Annotated in this window: 24 protein-coding genes; all 24 read right to left on the reverse strand. The window is 34.7% G+C overall.

Features of this window, described 5'->3' with window-relative positions:
- Positions 1–23 precede the first annotated feature (23 nt).
- Positions 24–623: an ATPase gene (locus LS67_RS02950; RefSeq protein ID WP_034327557.1), complete on the reverse strand. Its 600-nt coding sequence runs from the start codon at positions 621–623 to the stop codon at positions 24–26.
- Entirely contained in the window at positions 610–915 is a 306-nt protein-coding gene (locus LS67_RS02955; RefSeq protein WP_034327555.1) for a hypothetical protein, read from the reverse strand. The genes LS67_RS02950 and LS67_RS02955 overlap by 14 nt, the downstream gene beginning before the upstream one ends.
- Before the next feature lie 68 nt (positions 916–983).
- Positions 984–1,655, reverse strand: a complete 672-nt coding sequence (locus LS67_RS02960) for an AAA family ATPase (protein ID WP_034327553.1) — start codon at positions 1,653–1,655, stop codon at positions 984–986.
- Complete coding sequence (locus tag LS67_RS02965) at positions 1,652–1,978, reverse strand: hypothetical protein (protein ID WP_023945957.1); 327 nt, start codon at positions 1,976–1,978, stop codon at positions 1,652–1,654. The genes LS67_RS02960 and LS67_RS02965 overlap by 4 nt, the downstream gene beginning before the upstream one ends.
- A 157-nt stretch (positions 1,979–2,135) precedes the next feature.
- Positions 2,136–8,270, reverse strand: coding sequence for an SNF2-related protein (locus tag LS67_RS02970; RefSeq protein WP_052057513.1), 6,135 nt, complete (start codon positions 8,268–8,270; stop codon positions 2,136–2,138).
- A 55-nt stretch (positions 8,271–8,325) separates the two neighbouring features.
- Entirely contained in the window at positions 8,326–10,329 is a 2,004-nt protein-coding gene (locus LS67_RS02975) for a DNA topoisomerase (protein ID WP_034327551.1), read from the reverse strand.
- A 60-nt stretch (positions 10,330–10,389) separates the two neighbouring features.
- On the reverse strand, positions 10,390–10,908 hold the full coding sequence (locus LS67_RS02980) for a thermonuclease family protein (protein ID WP_236096331.1): 519 nt from the start codon (positions 10,906–10,908) through the stop codon (positions 10,390–10,392).
- Entirely contained in the window at positions 10,905–11,510 is a 606-nt protein-coding gene (locus LS67_RS02985) for a hypothetical protein (RefSeq protein ID WP_034327752.1), read from the reverse strand. Before LS67_RS02985 ends, LS67_RS02980 begins: the two co-directional genes overlap by 4 nt.
- A 61-nt stretch (positions 11,511–11,571) precedes the next feature.
- Positions 11,572–12,186 carry a hypothetical protein gene (locus tag LS67_RS09885; RefSeq protein WP_052057435.1) on the reverse strand — a complete coding sequence of 205 codons (615 nt, stop codon included), beginning with the start codon at positions 12,184–12,186 and terminating at the stop codon, positions 11,572–11,574.
- Positions 12,187–12,275: 89 nt separating this feature from the next.
- On the reverse strand, positions 12,276–12,887 hold the full coding sequence (locus tag LS67_RS02995) for a hypothetical protein (RefSeq protein ID WP_034327750.1): 612 nt from the start codon (positions 12,885–12,887) through the stop codon (positions 12,276–12,278).
- Between the two features lie 81 nt (positions 12,888–12,968).
- A complete protein-coding gene (locus LS67_RS03000; protein ID WP_034327749.1) occupies positions 12,969–13,937 on the reverse strand; it encodes a hypothetical protein in 969 nt (322 codons plus the stop codon).
- Positions 13,927–14,454, reverse strand: a complete 528-nt coding sequence (locus LS67_RS03005) for a cag pathogenicity island Cag12 family protein (RefSeq protein ID WP_161594471.1) — start codon at positions 14,452–14,454, stop codon at positions 13,927–13,929. The genes LS67_RS03000 and LS67_RS03005 overlap by 11 nt, the downstream gene beginning before the upstream one ends.
- Before the next feature lie 23 nt (positions 14,455–14,477).
- Complete coding sequence (locus tag LS67_RS03010; protein ID WP_034327747.1) at positions 14,478–14,765, reverse strand: hypothetical protein; 288 nt, start codon at positions 14,763–14,765, stop codon at positions 14,478–14,480.
- The gene (locus LS67_RS03015) at positions 14,766–16,568 is read right to left on the reverse strand and encodes a type IV secretory system conjugative DNA transfer family protein (protein ID WP_034327746.1); all 1,803 of its coding nucleotides are present in this window, start codon (positions 16,566–16,568) and stop codon (positions 14,766–14,768) included.
- A complete protein-coding gene (locus LS67_RS09570; protein ID WP_156407289.1) occupies positions 16,558–16,719 on the reverse strand; it encodes a hypothetical protein in 162 nt (53 codons plus the stop codon). Before LS67_RS09570 ends, LS67_RS03015 begins: the two co-directional genes overlap by 11 nt.
- Positions 16,720–16,753: 34 nt before the next feature.
- Positions 16,754–17,458: a hypothetical protein gene (locus tag LS67_RS03020; protein ID WP_052099896.1), complete on the reverse strand. Its 705-nt coding sequence runs from the start codon at positions 17,456–17,458 to the stop codon at positions 16,754–16,756.
- Positions 17,455–18,444: a P-type DNA transfer ATPase VirB11 gene (gene virB11, locus LS67_RS03025; RefSeq protein WP_034327743.1), complete on the reverse strand. Its 990-nt coding sequence runs from the start codon at positions 18,442–18,444 to the stop codon at positions 17,455–17,457. The genes LS67_RS03020 and virB11 overlap by 4 nt, the downstream gene beginning before the upstream one ends.
- Positions 18,441–19,781: a TrbI/VirB10 family protein gene (locus LS67_RS03030; RefSeq protein WP_052057431.1), complete on the reverse strand. Its 1,341-nt coding sequence runs from the start codon at positions 19,779–19,781 to the stop codon at positions 18,441–18,443. The genes virB11 and LS67_RS03030 overlap by 4 nt, the downstream gene beginning before the upstream one ends.
- Positions 19,771–20,658, reverse strand: coding sequence for a TrbG/VirB9 family P-type conjugative transfer protein (locus LS67_RS03035; RefSeq protein WP_034327741.1), 888 nt, complete (start codon positions 20,656–20,658; stop codon positions 19,771–19,773). Before LS67_RS03035 ends, LS67_RS03030 begins: the two co-directional genes overlap by 11 nt.
- Entirely contained in the window at positions 20,655–21,419 is a 765-nt protein-coding gene (locus LS67_RS03040) for a virB8 family protein (RefSeq protein WP_138092073.1), read from the reverse strand. Before LS67_RS03040 ends, LS67_RS03035 begins: the two co-directional genes overlap by 4 nt.
- Positions 21,416–21,571 (reverse strand): hypothetical protein, encoded by a 156-nt coding sequence (locus tag LS67_RS09575; RefSeq protein WP_156407288.1) that lies wholly within the window; start codon positions 21,569–21,571, stop codon positions 21,416–21,418. Before LS67_RS09575 ends, LS67_RS03040 begins: the two co-directional genes overlap by 4 nt.
- Before the next feature lie 2 nt (positions 21,572–21,573).
- A complete protein-coding gene (locus LS67_RS03045) occupies positions 21,574–22,644 on the reverse strand; it encodes a type IV secretion system protein (RefSeq protein ID WP_034327738.1) in 1,071 nt (356 codons plus the stop codon).
- Positions 22,644–23,387: a type IV secretion system protein gene (locus LS67_RS03050; RefSeq protein ID WP_034327736.1), complete on the reverse strand. Its 744-nt coding sequence runs from the start codon at positions 23,385–23,387 to the stop codon at positions 22,644–22,646. Before LS67_RS03050 ends, LS67_RS03045 begins: the two co-directional genes overlap by 1 nt.
- Positions 23,380–26,142, reverse strand: a complete 2,763-nt coding sequence (locus LS67_RS03055) for a VirB4 family type IV secretion/conjugal transfer ATPase (protein WP_034327735.1) — start codon at positions 26,140–26,142, stop codon at positions 23,380–23,382. The genes LS67_RS03050 and LS67_RS03055 overlap by 8 nt, the downstream gene beginning before the upstream one ends.
- Positions 26,143–26,147: the final 5 nt, after the last annotated feature.

Below are 26,147 nucleotides of genomic sequence, written 5' to 3' on the forward strand. Positions count from 1 at the left end.
AGTCTGTTTTTATAAACAAACATTTATTGCTTAAAATTCTTGTCTTTGTTATCTTTTTCTGAATGTATTGAATCTAGCCACTTAGCTTGTTCAAACAAGCACACTCTGCCACAAATAATCTCTCCAATCTTTTTTAACTTGTGTGAATTATCATATAAAAATACTTCATCACAAAATGGTAGAATCTGCTTTAAATTATTAAGTGAAGCGGTATAACGCCTCTCAATGAGGGTTTCATCAATATTATGCCCGCCTTTTGCCACACGCATTTTTACTCGTTCTTTAGCAATCTCTATACTATCTACCCCAACATAATAAAGACAGATTTTAAAGTCTTGCTCCTTTAATCGCTCAAAAAGTCGCACTATTCCTTTACCACAAAGCGTAGTTTCTTGGTTGAAAGATTCATTGTTTTCAATATGGCTCTTTTGTAATTTTAGAGCTATTCTCGCAGCTCTATTTTGGTCTTTACTGCTGCGCCAATCCCCAAAGCTGCTCACAATTTCGTCCATATTAATTCTCTGCCCAAGTCGCACCCCTTTTTCAACCTCGTTCCAATAAAGTGTGCTTTTCCCAGCACCATTAACACCAGCAAAGATAAAGGCTGTTTTATTTTGATTCATCTTTATCCTCCTTGTTTTCAAACCCCTTACTATCCAGCCACGCATTGAGTGCTTGAGTGAAAATATATGTTTGTGTCTCTATTCTTTTGGCATTTTCACTATTTTGGTAGCGTTTTAGACGCTCTATGAGCTCTATGGGTAGCAAAACGCTAAAAACTTTATTGTCTTTATTTTTAGATTCTTTTGTTTTTACTGCACCCTTTATTTCAGCCCTACCGCCATTCTCAAATTCGTTTTCGCTCACACCTTTACTTTGTAGAGGCTGTGTTGTTTGTTTTTTAAATCCACCCATTTTTAATTCCTTAATCAAAATATTTAAAACATTTTACAATAATTTTATTTACAATATTTTATAAGTATTTATAATGTTTTTCCAAATGCCACGATTTCCTCGCATAAAGCTTGAAATTCGTTCTCTGCCTTATCATCGTTAAACTCATCTAGACTTTTACCATCTATTACAGCCTTCTTATATGCTCTGCGCTCATAAATCAATGATTTTAGAATGGCTACTTCCTCCAAGCTCTTATCTTTAATAGCAGATTCTACAAATTCCCTTAACTCATCTAACTCTTTATGCAAAAATGGATTTGGACTAATTTTGTTAAAGAGGATAAGACAATGAAGCTTTGGATTATTCTCTTTTGCCAAGTTAAACACTTCTAGCATTCTATCTAGCACCACTACATCATATTGTGATGGGATTGTGGGGATAATAAGCAAATTTGCCCTATTCATAGCTATTCGCATCTCTTTACTATCAGCTCCTCCCGTATCAATAATTACACAATCGTTTTTGCTTTCTTGCAAAGTGATTTCATCTTTTAGTGAGCTGCCCAATTTACTTATATTTGAAAATAACGGCTTTAATTCACTATCACTTCTATTATTGCTAAAAACTTCACTGCTCCGCTGTGGGTCTGCGTCAATAAGTGTTACTTTATCACCTTGTTTGGCTAGATAGCACGCTAGATTTACTGCCATTGTAGTTTTGCCACTACCACCCTTTTCATTTGCTATGGCAATGATCATTCCTGCTCCTTTGCTTTAATATTTTTTACACACTCTTTAATGAGCATTTCCATATCAATGTTTTCACAACCAGCATTGAGCCTACTGCCAATTTCTCTTAAAATATCTCTTTGCAACACTTCCTCAAATCTCTCACTTAATTTTTCTCTATCAAGCCCAGAGAATCCTTCCCACTCTTCATCATTTATATATACAGCTATGCTGTTTATCACACCATTGTCTGTATAAACTTCAAGGTTAATTCGCTTAATATGATATATACTAAACAAATCATTTGTATATTTGCTCTCCAACACGACAAAGTCATTTTTTTGCTTATTCATTTTTTATCCTTTATTTTACAAGTATTTATAATTTTATAAAATAAAAGTAAATGAAAATAAATTATTTAAATTTAAATATAAATAATTATAATTTAATATTTTTAAATATATATAAAGAATTTAAAAAAATTTAATATAAAATATATTACTTTTTAATTTATTTTTCTACTTGTATTTTTCTGGCAGTTTCATTTGCAGCTTTAATTTCAAATGATTTGGGCGCAAAAGTGCTTACATAGCCTTTCTGTTGGCTCATTTTTTGGATTTCTTTTATTATTTGGTTGTTATCTCTGCGTAAAGCGTCTAAATATGTGGCGTTTGGATATTCATTGTGCTTGATTTGCTTACTTAAATATTCTATAACTTCTGTATTTTTTAGCAATTTTACTTCTTGGCTTTGTATGTGTTCGTAGATATTGGAGAAAAAATTATTAATTCTCGCCCACAATCCATTAAACTTAATCACACTTCTAAAATCGTTCTCTAGTATGTTGCTTGTGTTGATTCTATATGATAGATTATCAGGCTCAATATAATTGTTTTTAGAATCCGCAATGTAAAAGCTAAAGCCTTTCATATCATTGCTAAACGAGCCACCAATGGTAAGTCCGCGATATTTAAAAAATATGCTCTCACCAGCCCCACTATTGAAAAGATTGTCAAAATTATCCCAAAAGGCTTTTTCTAAGGCGACTTGCTGCGGATTTTGCTTTGTTTGCGTATTGCTAGATTCTACTTTTTTAGAATCTGATATAATCTCATACGCTTTAAACTCGCCATTTTCAAAGCATTCACATTTAAAATGTTCTCCTTTGGGGTTTTCATTCAAAATATCTTTAATGTTTATTAGATTGCTTAACTCCTTTTTAAATAGTGGTCTAGCTTCTTTATTTTTGTGTAGTGTCTCTTCATTATCAAATAACTCTTTCTTAAATGCTGCTTCTTTGGCATTTTCTTTTCTTAACTCGTTTGCTATTTGAATCTGCAAAAGCATAAGTGGATTACCCACAGCCTCAGCTTTCATTTCACCAGCACTAGCACTACCCATAGAGATTTCATCTATTTCTCGCACACTTTTATCTGCATTTCTAAACTGCTCTATACCTTTAGCTTTAGATTCTATAGTTTGCCACATACGCGCGTCATAAGTCTTTTGAGTGGCATATCTTATCTCTTCAATGGCAAAATTATCACCATATTTTGTGTGTAGTAAATTGCCTTGTCTTATGAATCGTCCATTGCTTTGCTCTAAATCACTAGGTCGCCAAGGGCAGTCTAAGTGATGAATAGCTACACCTCTTTGTTGCACATTTGTCCCAGCTCCCATTTTAGAGCGAGAGCCTATAAGAACGCGAATTTCTCCACGATTTACTTTATCAAATAAGGCTTGTTTTTGTAGTGGTGTTTTAGCATCGTGAATAAAAGCAATCTCCCTTTGTGGTATCCCTTTTTTTACAAGCTTTTTAAGCACATCACTATATACATCAAACTTTGCGTTAGAGGCAATTATCTCATCATTACTTTTCTCACTTGATTCTATACCTTCACTAATTTCTGCCGAATCCATTATCTCATTAAGGTTTTTTGCTTCTTGCAATTCCGCTTTAGCAATAGATTCTATCTCACTTTGGCTCATCTCTCTATTGCAAGCAATTTTTTGGCTATGTATCTTTGGTGTGCTTAAGTCGCAAAAGACCAATTGTGTTCCCTTATCTTCCCTCCAATTTTCCCACCGTTTAAATACTTCCTCTGCTAATAGGTTACTTTTAGATTCTGCATAATCCTCGGCTTCTGGGTCAATAAGCCGATAATCCAGTCCCGCTTTTCTTGCATCTGTGGTGCAAGCCAAGACATTGTTGTTTCTAGGGTCGTCTCTAAAGTTTTCCATTCTCCATATGATAGAGCCCCTATTCCATTCACCATTATCACCCTGAATGCCAATGTATTGTGCTATCTCTTTGCTTCGTGGAGCGATAATGTTTGTAGGCTTACCATTTGCAAGAGGCGGCACAAAGTGAGGATTAAGCTTTAGAATATCAGCATTAGTAACAATGTGCGTATTTGCGCGATACATATCACTTAGCTCACTGATGTTATTAAATTTGCTAAAGCGTGTAACGAGTTTATAATTAATGCCGCTAGAATCTAGCTCAAAATCATTCACACTTTCGCCAAAGCAAGAAGCCCAAGAATCAAAAGATTCTATGCCTTTTTCTTGTAATAATTGCGGCTGCAAATATCGCTGCATAGTGTATAGTTCAGTTACAGAGTTACTAATAGGTGTGCCTGTTAGAAACATTACTCGTTTATCATTTGCGTGCAAGTATTTTGTTAGCACATAAAGGTTTTGTGCTTTTTGGCTAGGTTCTCTTGCTCCAAGCCCTAGCACATTTTTCATTTTAGTATTTACTCCTAGATTTTTAAACTCGTGCGCCTCATCAATGACTATGCTATCTACACCCAACTCACTAAAATCAATAGAGTTTGTTTTGGATTCTCTATTTTTATGTAGCTGATTTTCTAGCTTTGTGAGCATTTTATCTATGCGTTGAATATCCCGCCTATTTTCTTTTTCATCTAGCTCACCTCTAAAAGATTCTAATTCTGCTTTAGCTCCACTCACATATTCTTCATAAAAGTCATTGGGCATAGGGATTTTTTCTAATTGTGAATGTGCCATAATTACACAATCCCAATTATTAGAGGCAATTTTTGCATAAAATTCCTCTCGTTTATTCGGGCTTAAATCCTCCCTTGTCGCGACTAGAATGTTTGCATTAGGATATGCATCATAGAAGTCTTTATTCCATTGTTCTGTGATGTGATTTGGCACAATTACCAATGGTTTATTGATTAGTCCCATACGCTTTTGTTCCATAAGGGCGCAGATTGTGCTAAGTGTTTTCCCAGCTCCTACTTGATGATCTAGCAATATAGATTTATTTTGTATTGCTGCCCAAATAGCGTCTTTTTGGTGTGGATAGAGATTCTTGGCAGAGCTGAAGCCGGGCAAAGTCAAATGTGAGCCATCGTATTTTCTTGTGATATGTGTATTGAAAGTATCATTATATATGCGCTCTAAATGCTCACGCCTGTCTATATCTTTAAAAATCCACTCTTTAAACGCATATTTTAGATTGTCAATTTTTTCATTGACAATCGCGGTAGCTTCGTGGTCTGTTTCTCGTTCAGGCTCACCTTTATCATTGAATCTTGTTGTGCTTGGTTTTGTTAGAATTAAGGCAGTGTTAGCAAAAGCATATTCTAGTAATGTGCTAGGTTTTACGCTATGCCTATCGCTAGAATAGCCATATTTATGCTTTGCTTCTGTGCTTACCCTATAATCATCGCACCATACTTGCCAACCCAAGTGCTTTTTTGATTCAATGCTTATGTAGTCTTGTTCCAAGCCAAATTGCTCTGCTATGAACTCTTCATAATACTTTGCTGGTATCCAAGAAGTTCCTATATTTACAGCAATATCAGCAGCCTTTATATCTTTTGGTAAAATCTTCTGTAATGCCTCTAGGTTTACTCTTAAGCTCTCATCGCCATCATTGACTAGATTCTCTACTTCTTTGTGTTTTGCTTTGACATTACCACTTAGGTATAAATCTGCACTTAAAAATTGTGATTTGTTTAAATGATTTACAAAAATTAATTTTTGTTCTAATAGATCATTAAAAATTGCTTCTTTATCTATCTGGGGCAGGGCAGATTCTATCCATTCATTATTGATTTTGCCATAAATGCTAAGACTTGCCATAAGGGCTTCTTTTGGTGTTTCTACTTTGTGTTCTTTGGTAGGGCGTATTGTGCGTGTATTAAAAATATCTGCCTTGATGGCACTAGGCTTTCTTGCTTCCACTCCATTTTTCTTTGCTGCTTCTCTGCCTATGCCCTTATCGTATTGCTTTTCAAGGGCAGTAATTTTGTTTGATTCTATATCTATCCCACGATAAAGCGTTGCGTTGCGTGGATTACTCAAATAGCCAAAATCTTTGGCAAATTTATCATACACACGATTAAGCTCGGCTCTTTTAAGCACTAGCTCCCTATCATCGTCAGCTATATCGCTTTGTTCTAGCCTTACCAACTCATTAAAAGTATCTCTTATGGAGATAAAGCCTTTAATCTTTTCCGCCTCTTTGTCTGTATAGCTTCTATGCGGAGATTTAAGCCGACCTTTTGTATCTGCTACTTGATATACACTACCATCTACTACACATAAACTATCTTTCTTTAAACCGCCTATGTAATTTTTTAGCTCCTCATATTGTGGTGCATTTTGGTTGAGATAGCTACTTTTGTATTTAAATATTGGCTCGTGGTAGTGATAAATATCTCTTGGTAGAGTAGATATTATTTTTTCAATTTCTCTTGGCAAGTCTTTACCGCTATCTTTTACAGCTAATTTTTCGCCAAACTTTGTGCTAACAAATGATAATTCTCCCAAGATATGATTTTTGTGATTCCAAAAATACTCATTTATTTTAGAATTGCTATTATCCACAGCCTTACTATTTATCCACGCTTGATTAATAGACTTATCTACACCTTTCTTGAAGAATACAATATCACTTGTTACACTTGCATTTGTATCTTTGAACACATTATTTGGTAGGCGGATTGCCCCTATGAATGTCGCCTCTTTAGCGATTTTTGCGCGAATAGTTTCATTTGATTTGTCTAGGAAGCCATTGCTTACAACAAATGCGGCTATGCCATCGTCTTTTAGATTCTTTATGGCATTAAGCATAAAGAAATCACAGACCTTACCCTCACCATTTTCGTTACCTGTGTCTTTGTCTCCATAAGGTGGATTACCGATAAATGCATCAAAATTGCGGTTAAAATCCACCCTTTCAAATGCTTTATTTTCCAAATTCGCTTGTGGATAAAGTAGTTTTGCTATATTGAAAGTTATGCTGTCTAATTCTGTGCCGTGCATTTTATAATTTGCGTCTGGCATATAGCCTATAAATCTACCATTGCCACAGCTTGGTTCGTATATATGCTTTGTATTAGAATCGTTATTTAATCCAAAATGATTAAGGCTACTATAAATGCTATCAATGATAAATCTAGGTGTGTAGTATGCATCAGTGCAGCTTCGTTCTAGCCTATCTAATTCCTTTTTATCACTTACAACATTTGCAAGTATTTCATATTCTTTTGCATAATCACCATCTTTGCCATTTATAATCTTAGCCATACCGCCAAAACCGCTAAATTTACTTAGAATTTCCTTTTGTTCTTCATTTGGCATTTCACCTTTAAATTGCAATTCCCTAAGTGTAGATATGGCGGCAATATTGGCTTCAAATCTATCTCTAAAGCCCTTAATAGATACATCACTTGCTAATTTATAGTTTTCGCCTATTGGTATATATGTTTCATCACCTATTATGCTGGGTGTTTCACCGATTTTTCTAGCAGTTGCAAAATGTGGTATTATTTGCGCGGTGGATTTATCGCTGCTTGAAGTTTGATTTTCTAGTAAATCTCCTCCGCTAGATTCTGTTTGTGTTCGCCCACTAGAATGTCCCATATATTGTTGTGGTGTGGATTTAGCTTGAATTGCTGCTCCTGCCACGCTAGGCAATATTGATTGGGACTTATCCCCATTGTCTCCAACGCTTGATATGGAGTCAATTCCGCTATGTTTGGTAGCAAAGAGGCTTTCATAAACGCCTCTATTTCTACTTCCAGCTGTTTCTCCACTAAATAAGTCAATCTGTCGTAATCTGCTATTTGTATTGCTTTTGGATAGAGATGTTTTGCCCACCTCGTTAGAATAACCATTATCCACCGATGATGGTATCCTTTCTGTATGGCGGAGTCTAGATTTTCCTCCGCTAGTGGATTGAGGTATTGTCCCACTATTTGCCATTCGCTCTCTATTATCGTCCATATCTTGCGATTGAAATAAAACTCCATTGGCGGATTGGCTAGAATCTGTGGCAACTTCCTTTCTAGTTTGCTTACTTCTATCTCCCATATTTCCTCGTGTATGCTCATTTCGCCGTATCCATCGTATCCCTCCGCTTTCACTTTGGCTAGGAATGCTTCCTGTTGCGCTTGACTTGCTTGATAGTTCCCTCTGCGAATCCCTAAGAGTTCCGCTAATCGCTCCTTGTCTTTGAAATAACTCTCTATTTGCTCTTTGGTCTCTATATCTATTGTTTGGGTTGAGGACATCATTTTGAAGCTCTCCTTTCTCATCATAGTAGTCAAATACACTAAAAAGCGAAAGCTCGTATCCGCTATTTTGTGTTTTTGATTTTGCCATTATAACTCCTTTAAAGTAAATACAATAAAATAAAATTAAATATAAGTAAAAACTTTTATTTACTTATTACATTCAAGACTGGTTTTCCATTTTTCTCTATTGCTGTAAATTTACACCCATTATTGAACTCACTACACCCATAAAATGCACTCTTGACACTTTTGATTCTGCGCAAATGCCCCTTTTTACATTTTGGGCACATTATTACCCCAGCAATTTTTATATCTAAATTTGCTTTTTTGATATTCTCAATTTCAGCTTTTACGGAATCTAACACATCATTCAAAAAGCTCTCTTTACTCATCTCTCCTTTTTCAATGCTTTTTTGATATTCGAACCACAAGGCAGTCATATCAGGATTAGAGAGCATAGGACTAACACTCTTTATTAAATCACGTCCAAGTTGTGTGGCTTTAATGCTTTGCTTTTTGTCTTTACTGCAAGTGATGAATCCTTGTGTAATAAGCTTATCTATCATCTCGCTTCTTGTAGCTGGTGTGCCTATGCCGCCACTTTCACCTTTTTTGTCTTTATCTTTTTCAATGAGTAGCTTTTTAATATTTTCATTTTTTACATATTTTGCTACTTGATTTAAATCTTTAAGAAGCGTAGTCATTGTATATTGTGGTAAAGGTTTTGTTTGGAGTGTTTTAACCTCACTAGATTTTAAAGTGGCAGTGTTGCTTTTGATATTTTCTAAATCTAGTTCCTTTTCATTGTCATCATCATTTTCTTCATTAAATATGCTCCTAAATCCACTTTTGGTAGTTTTGGCTGCACTTGCACTAAATTTTATACCCTCACATTCTAGCTCTACGCTGTAAGCGATATATTCCCTTGCTTCATAAAACTGCATAGCAAAGCGTTTGGTGATAAGTGTATAGATATTTTTCTCTGTTTGGCTTAACTTATCAAACTCAAACCTGCTATTAAGTGGAATTATCCCATAGTGAGCAGAGAGATTTTTATCATTAAACGCTTTGCTTTTGATAGTTAGATTTGCCTTACTTAGAAAGTCTTGTTCGCCTATATTTGACTTCACTGCTTCTAAAATCCCTTTGCTTTGTTCATAAATCTTTTCTGGCAAATATTGGCAATCGCTTCTGTTATAGCTTATTGCTTTATATTTTTCTCTTAGTGTTTGTGTAAAGCTAAGTGTATCTTTAGGAGAGTAGCCATAAAGCTTTGCTGCTTCTGTTTGCAGAATTAAAAGATTATAGGGTAGGGGAGGATATTCTTTTTTTGGTGTTTTTGTAAGCTTTAAAGTAAATTGTTTAGATTCTATATGTGTTTTTATCTTTTCAACCTCTGCTTTATCTAAAATCTTTTGTTCTGTTTTTAGATTTGCTTTAATAAGCGTTGAATCTACTTCAAATTCTCCATTTAGACTATAATAATCTATACTCTTAAAGTTCTCATTTTGCAAGTCTCTATCTACAATAAGGCTAAGAATAGGCGTCATCACTCGTCCAACTCTTAGCGTATTGTCTCCACCCTTAGCACGATAAGCACAGGTATAAGCTCTTGTTAGATTTATTCCTACTATCCAATCTGCAATACTTCTTGCAAATCCTCTATCACTCATTGTTTTAAATTCGCTATTTGGTCGTGCTTTTCTTATCTCATCACGCACTGCTTCAGGTGTAATATCATTTATCAACACTCGTTTTACAGGCTTAGTGTTTTTGGCATAATCCAAAATCTCGTCTATGAGAATCTGTCCTTCATCATCACTATCCCCGCAGTGCATAATTTCATTTATTTCTTTTTTATGGATAAGCTTACTTATTTCCTTGAGTTGTTTTTCACTCTGTTCCAATGGCTTATACTCATACTTTGCAATATTAAATGGCAAATCGTTTATATCCCACTTTTTCCATTCTGCTTTATAATCCTCTGGTTTATAAAGTTCAAGCAAATGCCCAAAACTCCAAGTAATATAATCATTACCTTTTATATAGTATCCTACACCCTTATTAGAATAGTTTTTTAATTCGCCATTTAATGCTGCTGCTATTGCCTTTGCCAAATCAGGTTTTTCTGCTATAAAAAGTCTCATTTTATCTCCTTTTATGTGTTGTTTTAGTTTTTATTGCTCCGAATGTGCAGTGTAAATCTTCTACTGCTGCTTCCTAAACACACTCGGTTTTATAGGATTAGAATCTTTCCATAAGCCTTTATGAGCTAATTTTGCCTTTATTTCTAAATGAGTGTAAGCATTAGAATATTCTTTATAAGCCCAAGCAAAACCATTTTCTACTAAGTTTGCATTGACATCAATATCATTGCAAAAGACTATGGCTACAATTCTGTTGTATTTATCTTTATCTTTGATTTTAAGTGTGGCATTACTTCCTATGGGGCAAAGAGTTAAAAGATGAGATGTAGCCTCTTTGCCATAGCTTTGGTTAGATTCTGGTGCATCAATGCCATAAAGCCTTACTTTAAACTTCTCTCCATTATGAAGTATTGTTAGAGTATCGCCATCATAAACCTTAATAATACTTCCTTGCACTTCTTTACTTGGCATAAGATAGGCAAGATTAAAATTGCTAAATTGGCTAATAATTACGCCAAGAATAATCAAGCAAAATGTTAAAATGTGTTTTTTCTTAATTTTGCTCTTTATAAATTTCATCGTTCCACTCCTTTATCTTTATTATTATCTTTTTTAAAGCCTTTTTGTGCAACTGCATCTATTTTTTGCTGCATTCTTTTAAGTGCAGATTCTGAAACTTTTGTGAGATTGGTTTTGTTTTCTAAAGAAGTTGCACTTTGTGGTATAATGTCGGTAGCAGTCGATGAAATGTTGTTATCAACCAGTCGCTCGTCAAGACTTTGGGCTTGAGTGTAGGAAGTGGGCGTCCCTACCATCGGCTGTTTATACACCACCTCTTTTTTATCAAGTTGTTTTAGCTTTTTAACATTCTTTTCATTAGCGTGAAAAATCTTAACAATATTTTCATCTTGTCTTACGCCAACTTCACCCATTTTTTTATCATTAAGCTTTTTTCCTGCTATGTAGTCCTTTTCACTCATTGGAGAGGGATTTTTAATGATGATTTCAGGCTCACTTACTACTTTTTCTATCACTTCTTTTACTTCATCTTTGTTTTTAAACATTTCAGGGTGTCGTTTATAAAGAAGTGTTAAATCAGCAATGGCTTGTTCTTCTCCCAATAAATCTACGAGAGATTTACAAAGATGAAAAATCGCTAATTCTCTTTCTTTTTCACTCATCGCCTTGCTCCTTTATTTTTAATTTTTCTTATGAGTGGTGAAATGAGAATCTTTTCCCTCATTAACGCTCCATATCATTTTCTTTTTTACCTTCTTTCCTAAATCCTTTTTGTGCAAATGCTTCTATCTTTTGTTGCATCTTGGCAAGGGTAGAATCTGATACATTGAGTGTAGAGCTATTTATGTCTTTGTTGTTTTGATAGTATTGTGTTACTTTAGGATTCTTAAATTCCATTTGTTTGTTAAAGTTTCTATCAGAATAAAAAGATATAATTTGTTCATTAGATGGGTGGAAGGTGGTAGATGTGTGCCCCTGCCCATCTATCCTATCTACAATAGTCCTAAATCTTATACCCTCTTTATTCTCCCATTCATAAATCTTTGCTCCTTTTTCATCAATGAAAGGCTCACTAAAGTTTTTTAAATATTCTCTTAGGGAATGTCCTATGTCTAAAAGTTCTTGTAGTTTTATTTCGCCCTTGCTATTCTCTTTCAAATGTAACTTGATATGTTCCGCACCTCTGCCCTTATCTCTTCTTTCAAGATGAAATCCTTTCACATACATCGCAATATATTCAATCACAGCATCTTCAATAGCTTCAATATCTTTGAGAATAGGCGTAGCTTTTTTGTCATTAAAGGTTACATTGTAAATTCCACGATGTTCTTTATCCATTACCTGTCCATTGTATAGTCTTTTTTGTTTTCTTTCGCAAGTATTTTTATGTTTGGTGTAAGGAAGCAAATGCTTCCTTATGCATAGAGTTATCTCTCATTATCTTTGGTTGGCTGTGATTTGTCCTGCGTAGCAGCTTTAGCAGCATCTTGTTCTTGTTTTGTTGTTACATTAACACCATCTCTGCTTATCACAGCATATGCGCCTTCACCTTTTTCTATGAGAGCTTGTTTAAGATTCTCATCATTGACATTTATTCTTACGGCAAGATTTGTATGCTCAAAGCCATTTTTATCTTGCCAAGTATTTGTAGTTAATGAGTTTGCAAAATTTTTACCCATTTCACTTTGCTCATTTAACATATAAAAGCTTTTGCCATCTTTTTCTACCTTATTAAAGTAGATTAGGTCGCTACCATCTTTGACTTCGCTATTGAATGGCTTGAGACTTACATTGCCATTTTTTTGAATATTGACAAAATAACTTTGCCATTTCGGCTCTTCTCCATCCATACTTTGTTTAAAGCTGACACTAAGCTTTTCAACTCCTATATTTTTAGCTTCAACTGCTTCACTTAAAATATTTATCGCCGCGGTTTTAGCCGACATTATTTTCTTTTCATCAGCCTTATTTACATAATCCATTTGTGAATCACTATTAAGCACCACTTTTTGATTTGAATCTAATCTTGCTATTGCCATTTTTTACTCCTTATAATATGGATTTTTTTTGTATGCCGCCACTTGTTCCATTTCTATTTTGCTTTATTGGGTGCTATGTTTTCATTTTCCACCTCCTAAATTGATTATATGCTCCTTACCATTGCTATTTATCGTTGCACTTTTAGGGACTAAAAGCATAATGTTGTTATTGCTATTTTTAAGGATTTTTACGCTATTAAGTTTCTCGCTTAAGGTGTTAAATTTAGATTCAATCTCTTTGTATTCCTTATATTTGCCAAATGCTAAGAGAGTGAAAGCTCCACACAATATCCCTATAAATACCGCTACGCATATAAATGCCAAAACAAACTTCTTTACATTACCTATATGATTTAGGAGAGAATCTAACTGCTCTTTTTGCATATTTATTTGCTTTTTGAATTCCTCATCTTGAACATTTGCTTGTGATTGTAAGCTTTTGACTTGAGATTCTAAAAACTTATTCATATTTTCACTATGCTTTTGATAGAATCCCTCTTCAACCGCGTTAATTGCGCTTAAATTTGCAGATATTTGTTTTTTGGCATTTTCATCTACGCTTTTTATCAATGACTTTAGGTCTATAAAAAACTGCTTTAAATCAGCTCTTACATCAACACTTTGTCCCACACTATCACTAATGTCTTTTAATGTCTCATCTAGCTTTATAGAATTAAGTTTTTCTACAAAATATTCAAGAGAATCGTTGATAAGTTTTAACTTATTGATAAAATTTAATTCTTTTTGGCTAAGAGAGTTATCAAAGAAATTATCTATTCTTTCAAACTCATTGTTGAGCATATCGCTTTGTATTGCAAAGTCGCTTATAATGCCTAATACCTCGTTAGATTCCATAAATTCACTTTTACTTTTTAGCGAATCTATTTTGCTATTTAAGCCACTTAGCAGTGCTTTAGCATTAGCGATACCATCTATAAAGTGGTAAGCTCTGCCTCCAATCAAATCATTGAGTGCCTCTCTATGTGGATTTGTGGCAGCAGATTCTATAAAATCGCTAGATTCGCCGACTTCACTTGCTTCAGTATTCATTTATGGATTCTCTGCTGCTTTGTGAATTTATGGGATAGTTTGGCTCTTCTATGGGATTAATGATTAATGGATTTACTTCTTTATCATCATCAAGCATAGCCTTAGAGCTAAAAAACATTATTTTGACTCTGTCTCTTAAACCTCTAGCCAAATCAATAGGTTGCACATCTACATATGCAGTTACACCATTTGCTTTAAAATAATTGCGATATTGCAGGGCTAGATTCTTTTCACCCAAAATAATGATTTTATCAGCATTGTGTGCAAGTAAAAAGACTTTTACCATTTGATTATTTTCAAACAAATAATCACCCTTTGCTTGTGCTTCCACTTCATACGCCCAATTGCTTTCTTTCAGCTTTTTATCCTTTGGGACAAAGCTGTATCGTTCTTCTAAAAGCGCATTGTTAATGCTTTGAGATGTCGCTCCCCACTCTATCCTTACAGGCTTTTTGCTACAGCCACTAATTGCTACCATTGCCACTATTGCAGCACCGCAAATCAAACTCTTTTTCATTTTTGCTCCTTGACCAATATGTCTCATCGCTCTACTCCTTTATCTTTGCTTTGGTGTGTTGAATCATCTTGATGAAACCCTTTTTGTGCAAATGCTTCTATCTTTTGCTTCATCTTGGCAAGGGTAGAATTTATGGATGATTGCTCTAGCTCTGCCCCATATTTTTGCTCCGCAGGTATAAAACCTGTTGCTTCTAATTCTTTGATTTCTGTGTGTTCCTCTTTGATCTTCTCAAACAATGAATCTCGTTCTTTAGAATCCAATGATCTAAAAAATGTTAAAAATTCATCAACTTTTGCATTATTTTCCATTTATTGCTCCTTTTGAATTGGTATTTTAATGTTGCACTCTCCTTGTAGGATTGCATTCTCTAGTTCATCACGGCTAGGAATGCCCTTAATATCTTTTAGCGATTCACTCACCGCCTTAAACTTATCCATAAAGTAGCGATCGCTGTAATAAAACGCCTTGTTAGCTAGAATTGGCTTACCACTATCAATTGTAATTAGTTCCTTGCTAAAATCCATTTCCCTTAGTTCTTGTGGGAGCATTAAAGCCCTATGTGTTTCACTAATACTTCTGCTACCACCACCGCTTCCGCCGTGATTATGGCTTCTACTTGTTTGTTTAACTGTTTTATTGCCTAGAATCTTACTAATAGCTTCCGCGTCTTCTTGCTCTCTTGGTGCATAGAAAATTTGACACGCGTGATTTGTTAAGAGTGTTTTTGCTCCCTCCTTGCCATAACCATCTGGAACAGGTGTTTCTAGTTGGGATAGTGATTGATAAATGGTAAGTAGTCGTAAGTTGTATCCAGCAATAAAGCTAACACCTTTTTGTAACACAGGGATTCTGCCCGGTGCAGTAAATTCGTCCATAAGCAAAAGTGTTGCATATTTCAAATTTTTGTTTTGCTGTGGCAATTCTTTGGTGTTTAAGAGAATGAGCTGGGACCAAAAAATATTAAGTATAAATTGTGCATTTGCTAATTGGTCAGGTGTAATGCCTATATAAATAGTCATTTTTTTCTTACGCAATTCTCTTAAGTCAAAATCACTTGTAGCTGTTGATAGTCTTAATGTATCACTTTCAAATGAGCTAATTGGCGCATTAAAACTTGCCATTATGCTTGATTTTGTATTATCACTATCCACATTAAAATATGTGCTAAGGCGGCGATTTGTCGCTTCACTAATAATATCTAGCTCTTTTAAGAATCTATAAGTCTCCTCAAAACCCTTGACTTCATTATCACCCACTTTAAATTCAAAACCTTTGCTTAGTTGCAAAAGTCCATAGAAATTAAACTCTGCCTTTAGTCCATACAATGTTAAAAATGCTCTACCATCTTCACTTAATGCTAAATCTTTATAGAGATAACAAAGTCCTATAAAGAGATTCTGTGCTTGCTGACTCCAAAAGGCATCTTTACCATCACTTGGATAGATAATATTTGCTAAATCCATAAGCTGCGAATCACAATGCTCTGTATCTAGCATATCAATATAAGTAAAAGGATTGTAGCGATGAGTGCGAGATGAAAATGGATTAAACAAAAATACTTCATTATCCAGCTTTTCTGCACGATAACGACTCGTATAATCAAAGCACTCTTGCTTAATATCCTGCACCACAGCAGATTCTGCCCACTCTAAAAGATTAGGAATGACAATCCCTACACCTTTTCCGCTTCGTGTAGGCGCACCAAGCGCGACAAACTGCGCTCCGCCAAATTTCAAAAACTTATCACCATACTTACCAATAATAATGCCGCGCTTAACATTATTGTTTTTATCGCCAAAAAGCCCAGCTTTACGAATCTCATTGATATTAGCAAATCTTGCTTCACCGTGCAAACTCTCTTTTTGTTGTATAAAGACAATTGCCGACACTAACATAAGCACACTTAAAACAATTGCTATTATAAGTGATAGCCACGCATTTGGATAGCCTTTATCTATGGCTTCATAAATAAAATTTAAATGCCATACTTGAATCAGTTTTGCTATAGGAACTTTATTGATGATAAGCACTATAAAGCCACTAAAAATCCAACTTATAGCCAAAAGTGGAATGCTTAAAAAGGCAGCTTTTGCTAGATTATTATCTTTCATAATCTTTTGCCTTTGGCTTCTCTTGCTCCATTTTACGCAAAGAGTTCTTTAAAATGGTAATTCTTGCTTGCATTTGCTCTACAAACTCATCTAATTTATCTTCCATATCTAAGATTTGCTCTTTCAAATCTCTTGCTTGTTCTTCACTCATTTTGTCTCCTTTTGTATGATTAAGTTTGCACATTTCATCTATCTTTTCCTTTGTCGATAGATTGTTGCTTAGCTTTTGTGTTGCTGCTAAAGCCTTTTTGTGCAACTGCATCTATTTTTTGCTGCATTCTTTTAAGTGCAGATTCTGAAACTTTTGTGAGATTGGTTTTATTTTGTGCTATACTTTCATTGGCAGAGTTGTGAAAATTGAGGTCGTTAATCTGTCGGTGGGGCTGACCTCGCTCACCCCTCTCTGTCCTTGAATGAGCTGTTAATAATCTATGTCCTTTTCCATAATCTCTTTCTCCATAATTTATAATACTCTCATCATTGGCTTTAACCCTCCAATTGTAGCCCTGATATTCCGCATTAAACTCCGCTCCCACATTCCTAGCTACCTTAGGAAAAGAAAGCATTTCTTCTGTGGTTACCATTCCTCTTAGGGCTGGATTATCAAGATGTTTGTGTATTTCTTTTTCCATAAACTCCCTATCAACCACTACATCACCTACATTACCTTTAACAATTGTGCTAGACTTTTCATTCTCTAGCACTTTATACATCTTGCTACTTTCTTTTTTGGATTCTCTCTCCCAAGCAATTTCTTTTAATGTTTGTATAGCTTTTTCACATTGTTTAATATTTTCTTCAGTCTTTGCTATATTTTGCTTTGTTTCTTTGACATAATTTTCAAGCTCTAGTATTTTGTTTTGTAAATCTTGTTTTTCTTTATCACTCATCGCATAGCCTCTTTGAAATAAATTTCACTAATCCTACGCTTTCCATTGTGTGCATAAATATGGACAATTACATCTATGAGGTCTTGTAGCATTGCCATAATCTGTTCGTAAGGTATTTTTTGTCCTTGAGGATTTTGCAATATCATCATTGCAAGGCGTTTAAAGCAATCTGCGCTATTCCCAGCGTGGCAGCTTGTAAGACTTCCTCCGTGTCCAGAGCTTAAAACATTGATAAAATCATAGGTTTCAGCTCCACGAAGCTCTGCTAATAAAATGCGGTCAGGCTTCATACGCAAACAGCTTTTAAGAAGTGTTGCTGAATTTAAGAAATCATCACTCTTTGCTTCACTTGGATAAAAAAGTTGCACAAAGTTTTTATGTGTAAAAAATACAATTTCCTCCACATCTTCAATGGTTATGAGCCTTGAATCTAGCGGAATAAAATCTATGAGACTTTTCATAAAGGTGGTTTTACCGCTACCTGTTTCGCCACAGATAATTACATTTTTGCCATAGGCGACAGCACTGCTTATAAATCTCTCATACTCACCTTTTTCATATAAGCTTAGCAGCTCACTATCTTTTTGGCTTAAAGTATGGCTAATTGGCTTTATCTCACTAAAGAGTCCCTGTTTAGAAAAATCACTCATTACAAATCTTGTGCGGCTAGGTTTTCTAATAGTGATTGAAATATGGTCTTTTTTACTTGCGGGAGGCAATACGATTTGCACCCTTTCGCCACTTACCAATACACAGCTTAGAATAGGTCTTGCCTTGTCTATTTGGTCTTCTTTGTAGCTTGCAGCTGCTTGAGCAAATGCTTCGGCATTTTCATAGGTTATATGTGTAGATTCGCACTGCCATTCGCCACTTGTATTTTGAAACCAAATAAGATCATCTCCGTTGTAGCAAATCTCATTGATTGAATCTTCTTTTAAATACTTGCCAAATAAATTATCAGCATATTTTTGCAAACTTACACTCATTTTTTGCTCCTTAGGCGCAGCTGATACACCTTACTAAAATCTATATCTTTATTGACATACACTCCGACTAAGTCGCCGTGATTACGATAAATAGTAGGTTTTATGTTTATAGTTTGGCGCAGAGCTGTATTTGCCAATTGATTTGCTTGCATAGGGCTATACATTTGAGCATTTGGCGCAATTTGGGCATTCACATATTGCCCAAGTGATTTAATTGTGCCATCAATAACACTTAGTAGAATGGCAGCACCAAATCTTGTTGCATAATGGTTATCCCTATTACCCTCAATACCTGCTCCACCTAGAGCATCTACTCCACCGCTATCCACAGGAATAACAATATTATTTGGTGTTCTTATCTCACTCCATATCACATAAAGCCTTGAGCTACCATCTGTTACATCTGCATTTGTGTAACTGCCGCTTATTTGGCTGCCTTTTTCTATTAAAAGTGTTTGTCCATTTGCTGAATAAATATCACTTGCTACTATGCAGCCTATACTCCCTTTTAATTCACTTACAATTTTAGTTTGCAAACTACAAGGGATATAAGTGTTTTTAGGTAAGAGCAATGATTGATTAAATGGACTATAAAATGCACTTGTAGGTTGATAAACTTCACCTTTAAAGTCGGTATTTTGTCTATATGAAGTATCACTGCCAAAATCCATACCACTTAAACCAGCAGCAGCTTGTGCTTCAGCATTTGCACTCATTAGCGCGTTATAATCTATATTTTTGGTTTGGTCTAGCATATTATTTAATGCTTGAAGTGTCTTTTGCTCCATTTCTGCTGGGTTTAGCTTATCTTGTTTCTTTTGTTGTTCGTTAGATTCTTTTGCTGCTTCGCCACCGCGTGGGCTTATTACTCCAGCACTAGAACCTTTTATAATTCGTGGCTTCATAAAACCATCTTTTGTAAGCCACCAAGGTTGTTCTTCCTTTGGGGATTGATTGCCAAAATTTTCATTAAAAGTTAGCTGTGGCTCAAATGTTTGATTGTTTTTTACACTATCAACCAAGTCATTGCTATTTTGTTCTAAACCCAAATCATTTAATAACCCTTTACCACTAGATTCAACCTCCATAAAGCCATTGTCCTGCCCAAATTCAGCTTCGTTACCTAAGTCATTATTGTTTGCATTAAGCATATTGAGGGCATTTTTGTTGTTTTCATCTTTTTCTTTATCACCCGAATCACTACCAAAACTCAAGCTTAGTAATATCAACAACAAGATAAATAACGCACCGCCTACTATTGCTACTACGCCTATTATACGCTTACTTCCACCCTCACTTTCTAAGAGAACATTGCTATTTGCCTCTCTATTTTCCATTTAAAAGCTCCCTTTTTACTTCGGTTTCATTACTTGTCTCTGGTGCTTTTGGTAATGGATTTAACGCATAGCCTTTGTTTAAAATGCCGACTAATTTATCACCGCTTCTAAGCAGAATCTTTTTATGGATAGAATGAATAACAAGAACTGAAAATTTGCCCTCTTTTTTAATGTGCTGATTCACTATTTGCTCCTCTCTATCGTAAGCAAATGCACTTGGGAACACCTTTGTATTGTCAAATCCAAGATAAGTGAATACACCATCATCATATGCAAAGTCAGGGGCGATGTTATCAGCACCATTATTTACTCTCATATAATAATCCCAATTACGAGGCACTGCCGTGCGATTAAGGCTTTTTTGCAGTTTGTCAATTTCTATGGCTCTATCAAGCCTCTTTTGAGCATTTTGTATTGCTTTATCTTCCATTTGAGGATAGGTAAAAGTCATTTTATAAACTTTATTCTTGGCGTTTAAAACTAAATCAAACACATAAAAATTAGCATTTGTCGTTACAATTAAGTTGGTCTTCCAAGTCTGCGGTATAGGGTCTATCACCATTTCTTTTTCAGCTCCATTAAACATAGGGTCTGGATTATGCACAAATTTAGTTGTTACTGCTTTTGGCTTGATAAAGAGTAGATTTTCTCTATCCACAATCTCCCAACCCTCACTAAATCCAGCTGCAATATTGATTACTCGCTCATTTGGAGCAAACTCTATCACGCTTACATAGCCATTTGCTGCCGTGATAGTTAGCACATCTTGTGCGTTAAACACTGCATAGGCTATCTTTGAATCAAAGCTACTCTTAGTAGGCACACTTGCTCCAAAACCAACCGCAATAAATACGCAAATTAATACTATCTGTTTCATCGTTTTATGTCCTCATCTATTCTGTAAGTTAAAACTTTAAAGCCAAGTGGATTGATATGTCGCAAGTTTTCTCTAAATGCTAGGTTTTGATACTCATAGCTAAGAGTAATAATGCGATATTGATTGATGATGCTTCTATTACTTAGATTCTTAATTGCTAGATTTGTTCTAATCGTGGCAGTTTTTACCCCAGCAGATTCTGTAAGAACAATTGATAGGACATCAACGCTAATTTGTATGTTGTTTTTAAAAACTTTATCTCGCGCGTCTTCACCTTTATAAATATCTTTATAATCTGCTGCTACTCTATCACTGCTTAAAGTAAGAACAAGTTCATAATCTCTATTTAACATATCATAGAAATAACCCTCTCTTGCACGAACATAGCTATTTATAAAATGTTTATCTAGGGCTTCATTATTACTTATTTGCTGAACATCTAAAATGCTTATAATATCCACCGCTCCTGTAGTGTCATTCACGCGAACAAGATATGGCTCGGTAGTTTTTAATGGTGTTAGAAGCATTACTGCTATGATTGCTAATACAGATAAAACACCACAAAAAACAGCAAATAAATAAGCTCTCTTGTTACTTTGTTCTATCATATAGCGCAAACTAGATTCAAAATCTAAAGCTTCCTTATAGTTACCCTGAATATCATATTCATATGAATGATTAAATTCATTAGAATCTGCATTATCAAACTCTTTGTGTTTAGTATTCAATAGGGCTTTGAGTTTTTCTATGATTTGCTTCATTTAACTTCCTTTAGCTCTTTGGTATTAATAGGGACAAATTTATGTTTATCACTAAAGATTTCATCATAAGGATTTGCCTCTTTATTGCTACACGCCATAAATAAAAATGCTATGAAACTTGCTGCCAAGATTGATTTTAGATTTATATTCATTTTTAACCTCTCATTTTTGATAATAGAGCTTTACCTGCACTTGCAGCCATTTTTGCTCCAGTGGCTGCTACTCCAATCCCTCCAACCATACCACTAGTAGCAAGATTGCCTGCTACTCCTGCTAAACCACCCTTTTCCATAGCTGAACCTACACTTTTCCCAGTTAATCCACCTATTCCACCAATAGCTGCTTTATTTATACCTCTTGTTGCTCCACCTACTACTGCCCCAGCTACTTGTGAAGCCCCAACACCACTCATAGCAGAATCTAGACTGACTTGTGCGAGATTTTGCGCAAGAGATTTAATGACTTTAATGATTTGCACTAGCACAAAGCACATAAGCGTTACTTCCAATGTTTGCAAAAGAATATTTTTTAAATCAAATTCCTTTAACGCCTCAAGGCTAAAAACTTGTTCCAAAACCGATTGACAAAATGACATAAACATAAACAAGAATAAGAGTGTAAAAGTATTTGAAAGCAGGAGCTGACACCATTGTGTGAAAACTTGCTTTGTTTGATTCCACATTAGGCAAAAAAGTGCTAGGGGTAAAACTATAATAAGGAATGTATTGCTTACACTGCACGCGATAATAGAGAAAAATAACTCAAAACAAATCGCAACAAAACATATCCCTACGATGACTATCATAAATGCTGCCATAATAGTTTTTCCAGCACTCATTCCGCTTTCTTTCCACAGACTTGCCATATATTTTAATACAGCATCTACAAGCCCATCAAGTTGCTGATAAAAGCCTATGCCACCACCAGCCCATTCATAAATCCCTTTAACCGCTTCAATAGAATAGTTAAGCCAAACTCCAGCTCCCATAGCAAAGGATAAAATAAATGCTTTTCGTCCTAAATCCCATACAAGCTCTCTTATAGGGTCTTGACTTTTTCCTGCTAATACCATATAACCTTTATACATAATACTTAGCGTTATAATTGCACTAACTATAAGTTGAAGCTGTTGCATTTTGTTATTAAGGCTCATTTGTTGCAGGTTTGAGAGTAGGTTTTCAATGGTATAACCTATGCCTGTGAACATTTGTGAAGAATCTGCCATTATTTTAATCCTACATTTCTATACTTTTCTGCTACTGAATATGTTGTATTAAGACTCTTTAGAAAAAGTTCATCTTCTTGCTCTTGCACTATGCGCTCATTATTTCTATATTCAAGTGAATCTAACTCATTAAGTGCTTTTGCTTTTTCCATTTCTGCCTGTGTAGCACGAATAGCCAAAGCTGCATTTTCTCTATCTTTTTGGCTGCTTGCTCTATCAAATTCTTTGATTTGTTTATCTAATTGTTTTTGCAATCTGCGAATAATATTTCCATAGTCGCTATGCTGTTTTATCCCTGCAGCATAATTGATTCTATCTCTTAGGCAAATATTGAGTGCGCCGTCTTTAAGCCCACTACACTTATCGTAAAGATTATAGGTGTCTGTGTATTTTTTATATTTATCGTTAAAAAAACCCTGTGGGTCGCTTAGCACTTCTTTGTTGAATTGCTCCATATCCTCTTTGGCTTTATAAATATCATTTATATCTTTGCTGATATTATTTATATCCCCTAGTAAATCATCAAGCCCCAGCGTTTCATTAGTAAATTCAGTAGCGTGTTTATCAAACTCTTGAATCTGACGCACTGAATCACTCACTTGCTTTGCATAACTTGCTATTTGTTGTATTGCAGTTATGGTATTTTGCACCAAATTGGTTGGGTCAATTACAGGAATGGCATTTGCATTTATACTTAACCCTATCCACAGAGCCACTGCTCCCACTAACTTCTTGTTACGCATTTCTATATACCTCCTTTAATGCGATTATTTTTGCCTCAAGGCTTTTTTCTTTATCATCAAATATATTTTCAATCGTATCTATATAAGAAGCACCTGTGCTAAGAATCATTAGATTCTCCTTGCCCAGAGTGCTTAAATCAAGAGTAGCAATGACACTCTCATCTTGTCTCTTAATTAAAAATTGTCTTTTTACAGGCTGAAAATCTCTAATGATTTGATATTCATCTTCACTAAGATTTAGTCCATTTATATAATCATCTGCCTTTGCTAAAGGATTTGGCAAGAAAATCTTTGTGGCACTTTGTTCTATTAAAGTTTTTGCAATAGGAAGTTTTAAGAAGTCCTCTACACTTTGTGTAGCAAGGCGTAAGAAACCATTTTGTTTTCTTATAGTTTTAAACTTGTTTTTTACCTCCTCTGCAACCACTTCATTTTCTAGCCATTTCCACGCTTCGTCTATGTCAATAACAAGCCTACGCCCATCTGCTAAACTCATAACGCGCCACAAAATAAAATAGCTTAGAATCCCATTGATATCTTTATCATCTAAAAACTCTGTCCCATCAATGCCATAAATACTTATTTCATCACTAAACTCTAAAATGTCATTTTCATTATCAAACACCCAACCAAATTGCTTACCTTTTTTAAATGCCATTAACCTTGCTTTAAGAGAGTTATCATCATTAATATCTTCTGTTAGATTCTCCAATAAAAGCGAAATGGGGTATTTGCGCTCATCTTTTTTAAATTCCCTCATAATAAATTCCACTGCATCACTTAGCTTTTTCTCTTCTTTAGCATTCAAAAACTCTCCCTTGCGCGTAACTAGCATTGTTACTAAGCCTTTTAATGTTCTTAGATTTTCTTGTGTGGCTTCCACCTTAAAGGGATTAAATCCTGTAGGTTTCCCATTTTCTATTTTTATATATTTACCACCAGCACAAAGAATATTCCCCAAAGCTCCGTAGTCTTTGTCTAAATAAACACTTGTAAATTTACGCTTATCTAGTGGGGTAGATTCAGGAAAAGTGCTCGGGTCTTTGTATTTTTGCATTTGATTAAAAGTGAAGTTCATAAACACCGTCTTTCCACCACCGCTTTGCCCTAAAATCAATGAATTTGCCAAAAACAACTCTCCAAAATCATCTTTATTATTATTGCTTTGATGAAAATTAAGATAATAAGGACTTTTATTTGGTGTTTTAAGCATACATACTGCCTCGCCCCAGCAGTTCTTATCTCTTTTGCCACTGCTAAAATTATGTAAAGCAATAAGGCTTGAATAATTTGCAGTGCTGATTTTGTGGATTCTTGGGCGAAAAGCGAAATTACAAGGCATTTGAGAGAAGTAACTTGCTGGTAATGCAATTTCTGCAATGCTTGTTAAAATCCCTATTTCATTTAAGAGTGTAATAGTTTGGTTTGTGTTGTCTTTACATTCTTTTAAACTATCTCCAAAAACAATAATAACAAAATGATAATTGCCAAAACCAATTTCTCCACTTGCCAAATCATCTAAAGCTTGTTCTATTTGTGCGGTTTGGGATATAGAATCATCTTCTACACTTTTTAGTTGATTTGCCTGTGTTTTAAGAGCAGATTTTGCCTCTATTTGCGAAAGTGGAATATAACTTTGAGTTATAGTAAATTCACAATTTAAATACATTAATGCGTCTAAAATCCCTGCATAAGTAGTATTTGAATAATCTTTGACTTCAATAGCTCTACAAAATTTGTAAGTATCATCATTGTAATTTATTTGTGCGCTCTTATGTTCAAAATAAATATTATTTAATCCACCGCTTAGATATTCATATAATGGCATATCCAAAATGCGAGTGGGTGTAAATCTACCACCTATTAAATAGTTATAAAACTCAAGCTGCTTAGAAAACTTAATACCATTTTTCTCATATTCTCCTAAAAGAGCAACACCAAACTGCTTGATATTACTTTCAAATCTTGCTTTGTATTCTTTGAATATATAAAGAAAACTTGTAAGTTGCTTTTGTTTGTCTTTTACACTTGCTTTTTTAAATACCCCTTTATCCAAACGCCCAAGAGGTGAGTAGATAATAGTAATAAAAAGACTATTTTTTAAAAGTGTCTTATCTTTAAAAGACTGCTTATATTTCTCATCAACATCTTTTAAATAAGGATTGTCAAATGCAGAATCTAGGCTATCATTGATTCTATGGCGGACATTATGAAAATAAAAGCTAACAGGCTCATTACTGAATGCGCGAAAGCACATATTAAGAGATTCATTGATAAAAGAAAGATTTATATCACTTTCAGCCTCAAAACAAATACCATCAATTCGGTAAGTGCTTAAAAGCAAGTAATCCTTTGTCATTACCACACTTGGTGCAATAATGCTTGAATAAGGAATTAGCTTTTCAAAATTTGGCTCATTATTAAGGGCTATTATATTAAGTTTTGGCACTTCTGCTCTTGCCATTTGCTTTTTGGTGTAACTTGTTGCAGAGTATGTTTTAACGCTATGAAATTTTTTGCTAAATGGATTTGTTAGAAACATTGCCTTTAGCATAAAAAGTCGAAAAATATAAGGATCTTTCTTTGCCATTGCTTTTTCTATAAAAAATAAAGGAATAGCAAGAAATAATAAGGCAAAGCTCTGTGTCCAAAAAGTTATTAAAAGTAATAACCCAAATGTTGCCAAAAGAGGCAACATAGGAACGCCAAATAATAATGCAGGACGAGTTAATCCTTTAAATAGCGGTTGCACCATTCCTC

This window comes from Helicobacter sp. MIT 03-1616, assembly GCF_000765685.2.
Lineage (GTDB): Bacteria > Campylobacterota > Campylobacteria > Campylobacterales > Helicobacteraceae > Helicobacter_C > Helicobacter_C typhlonius.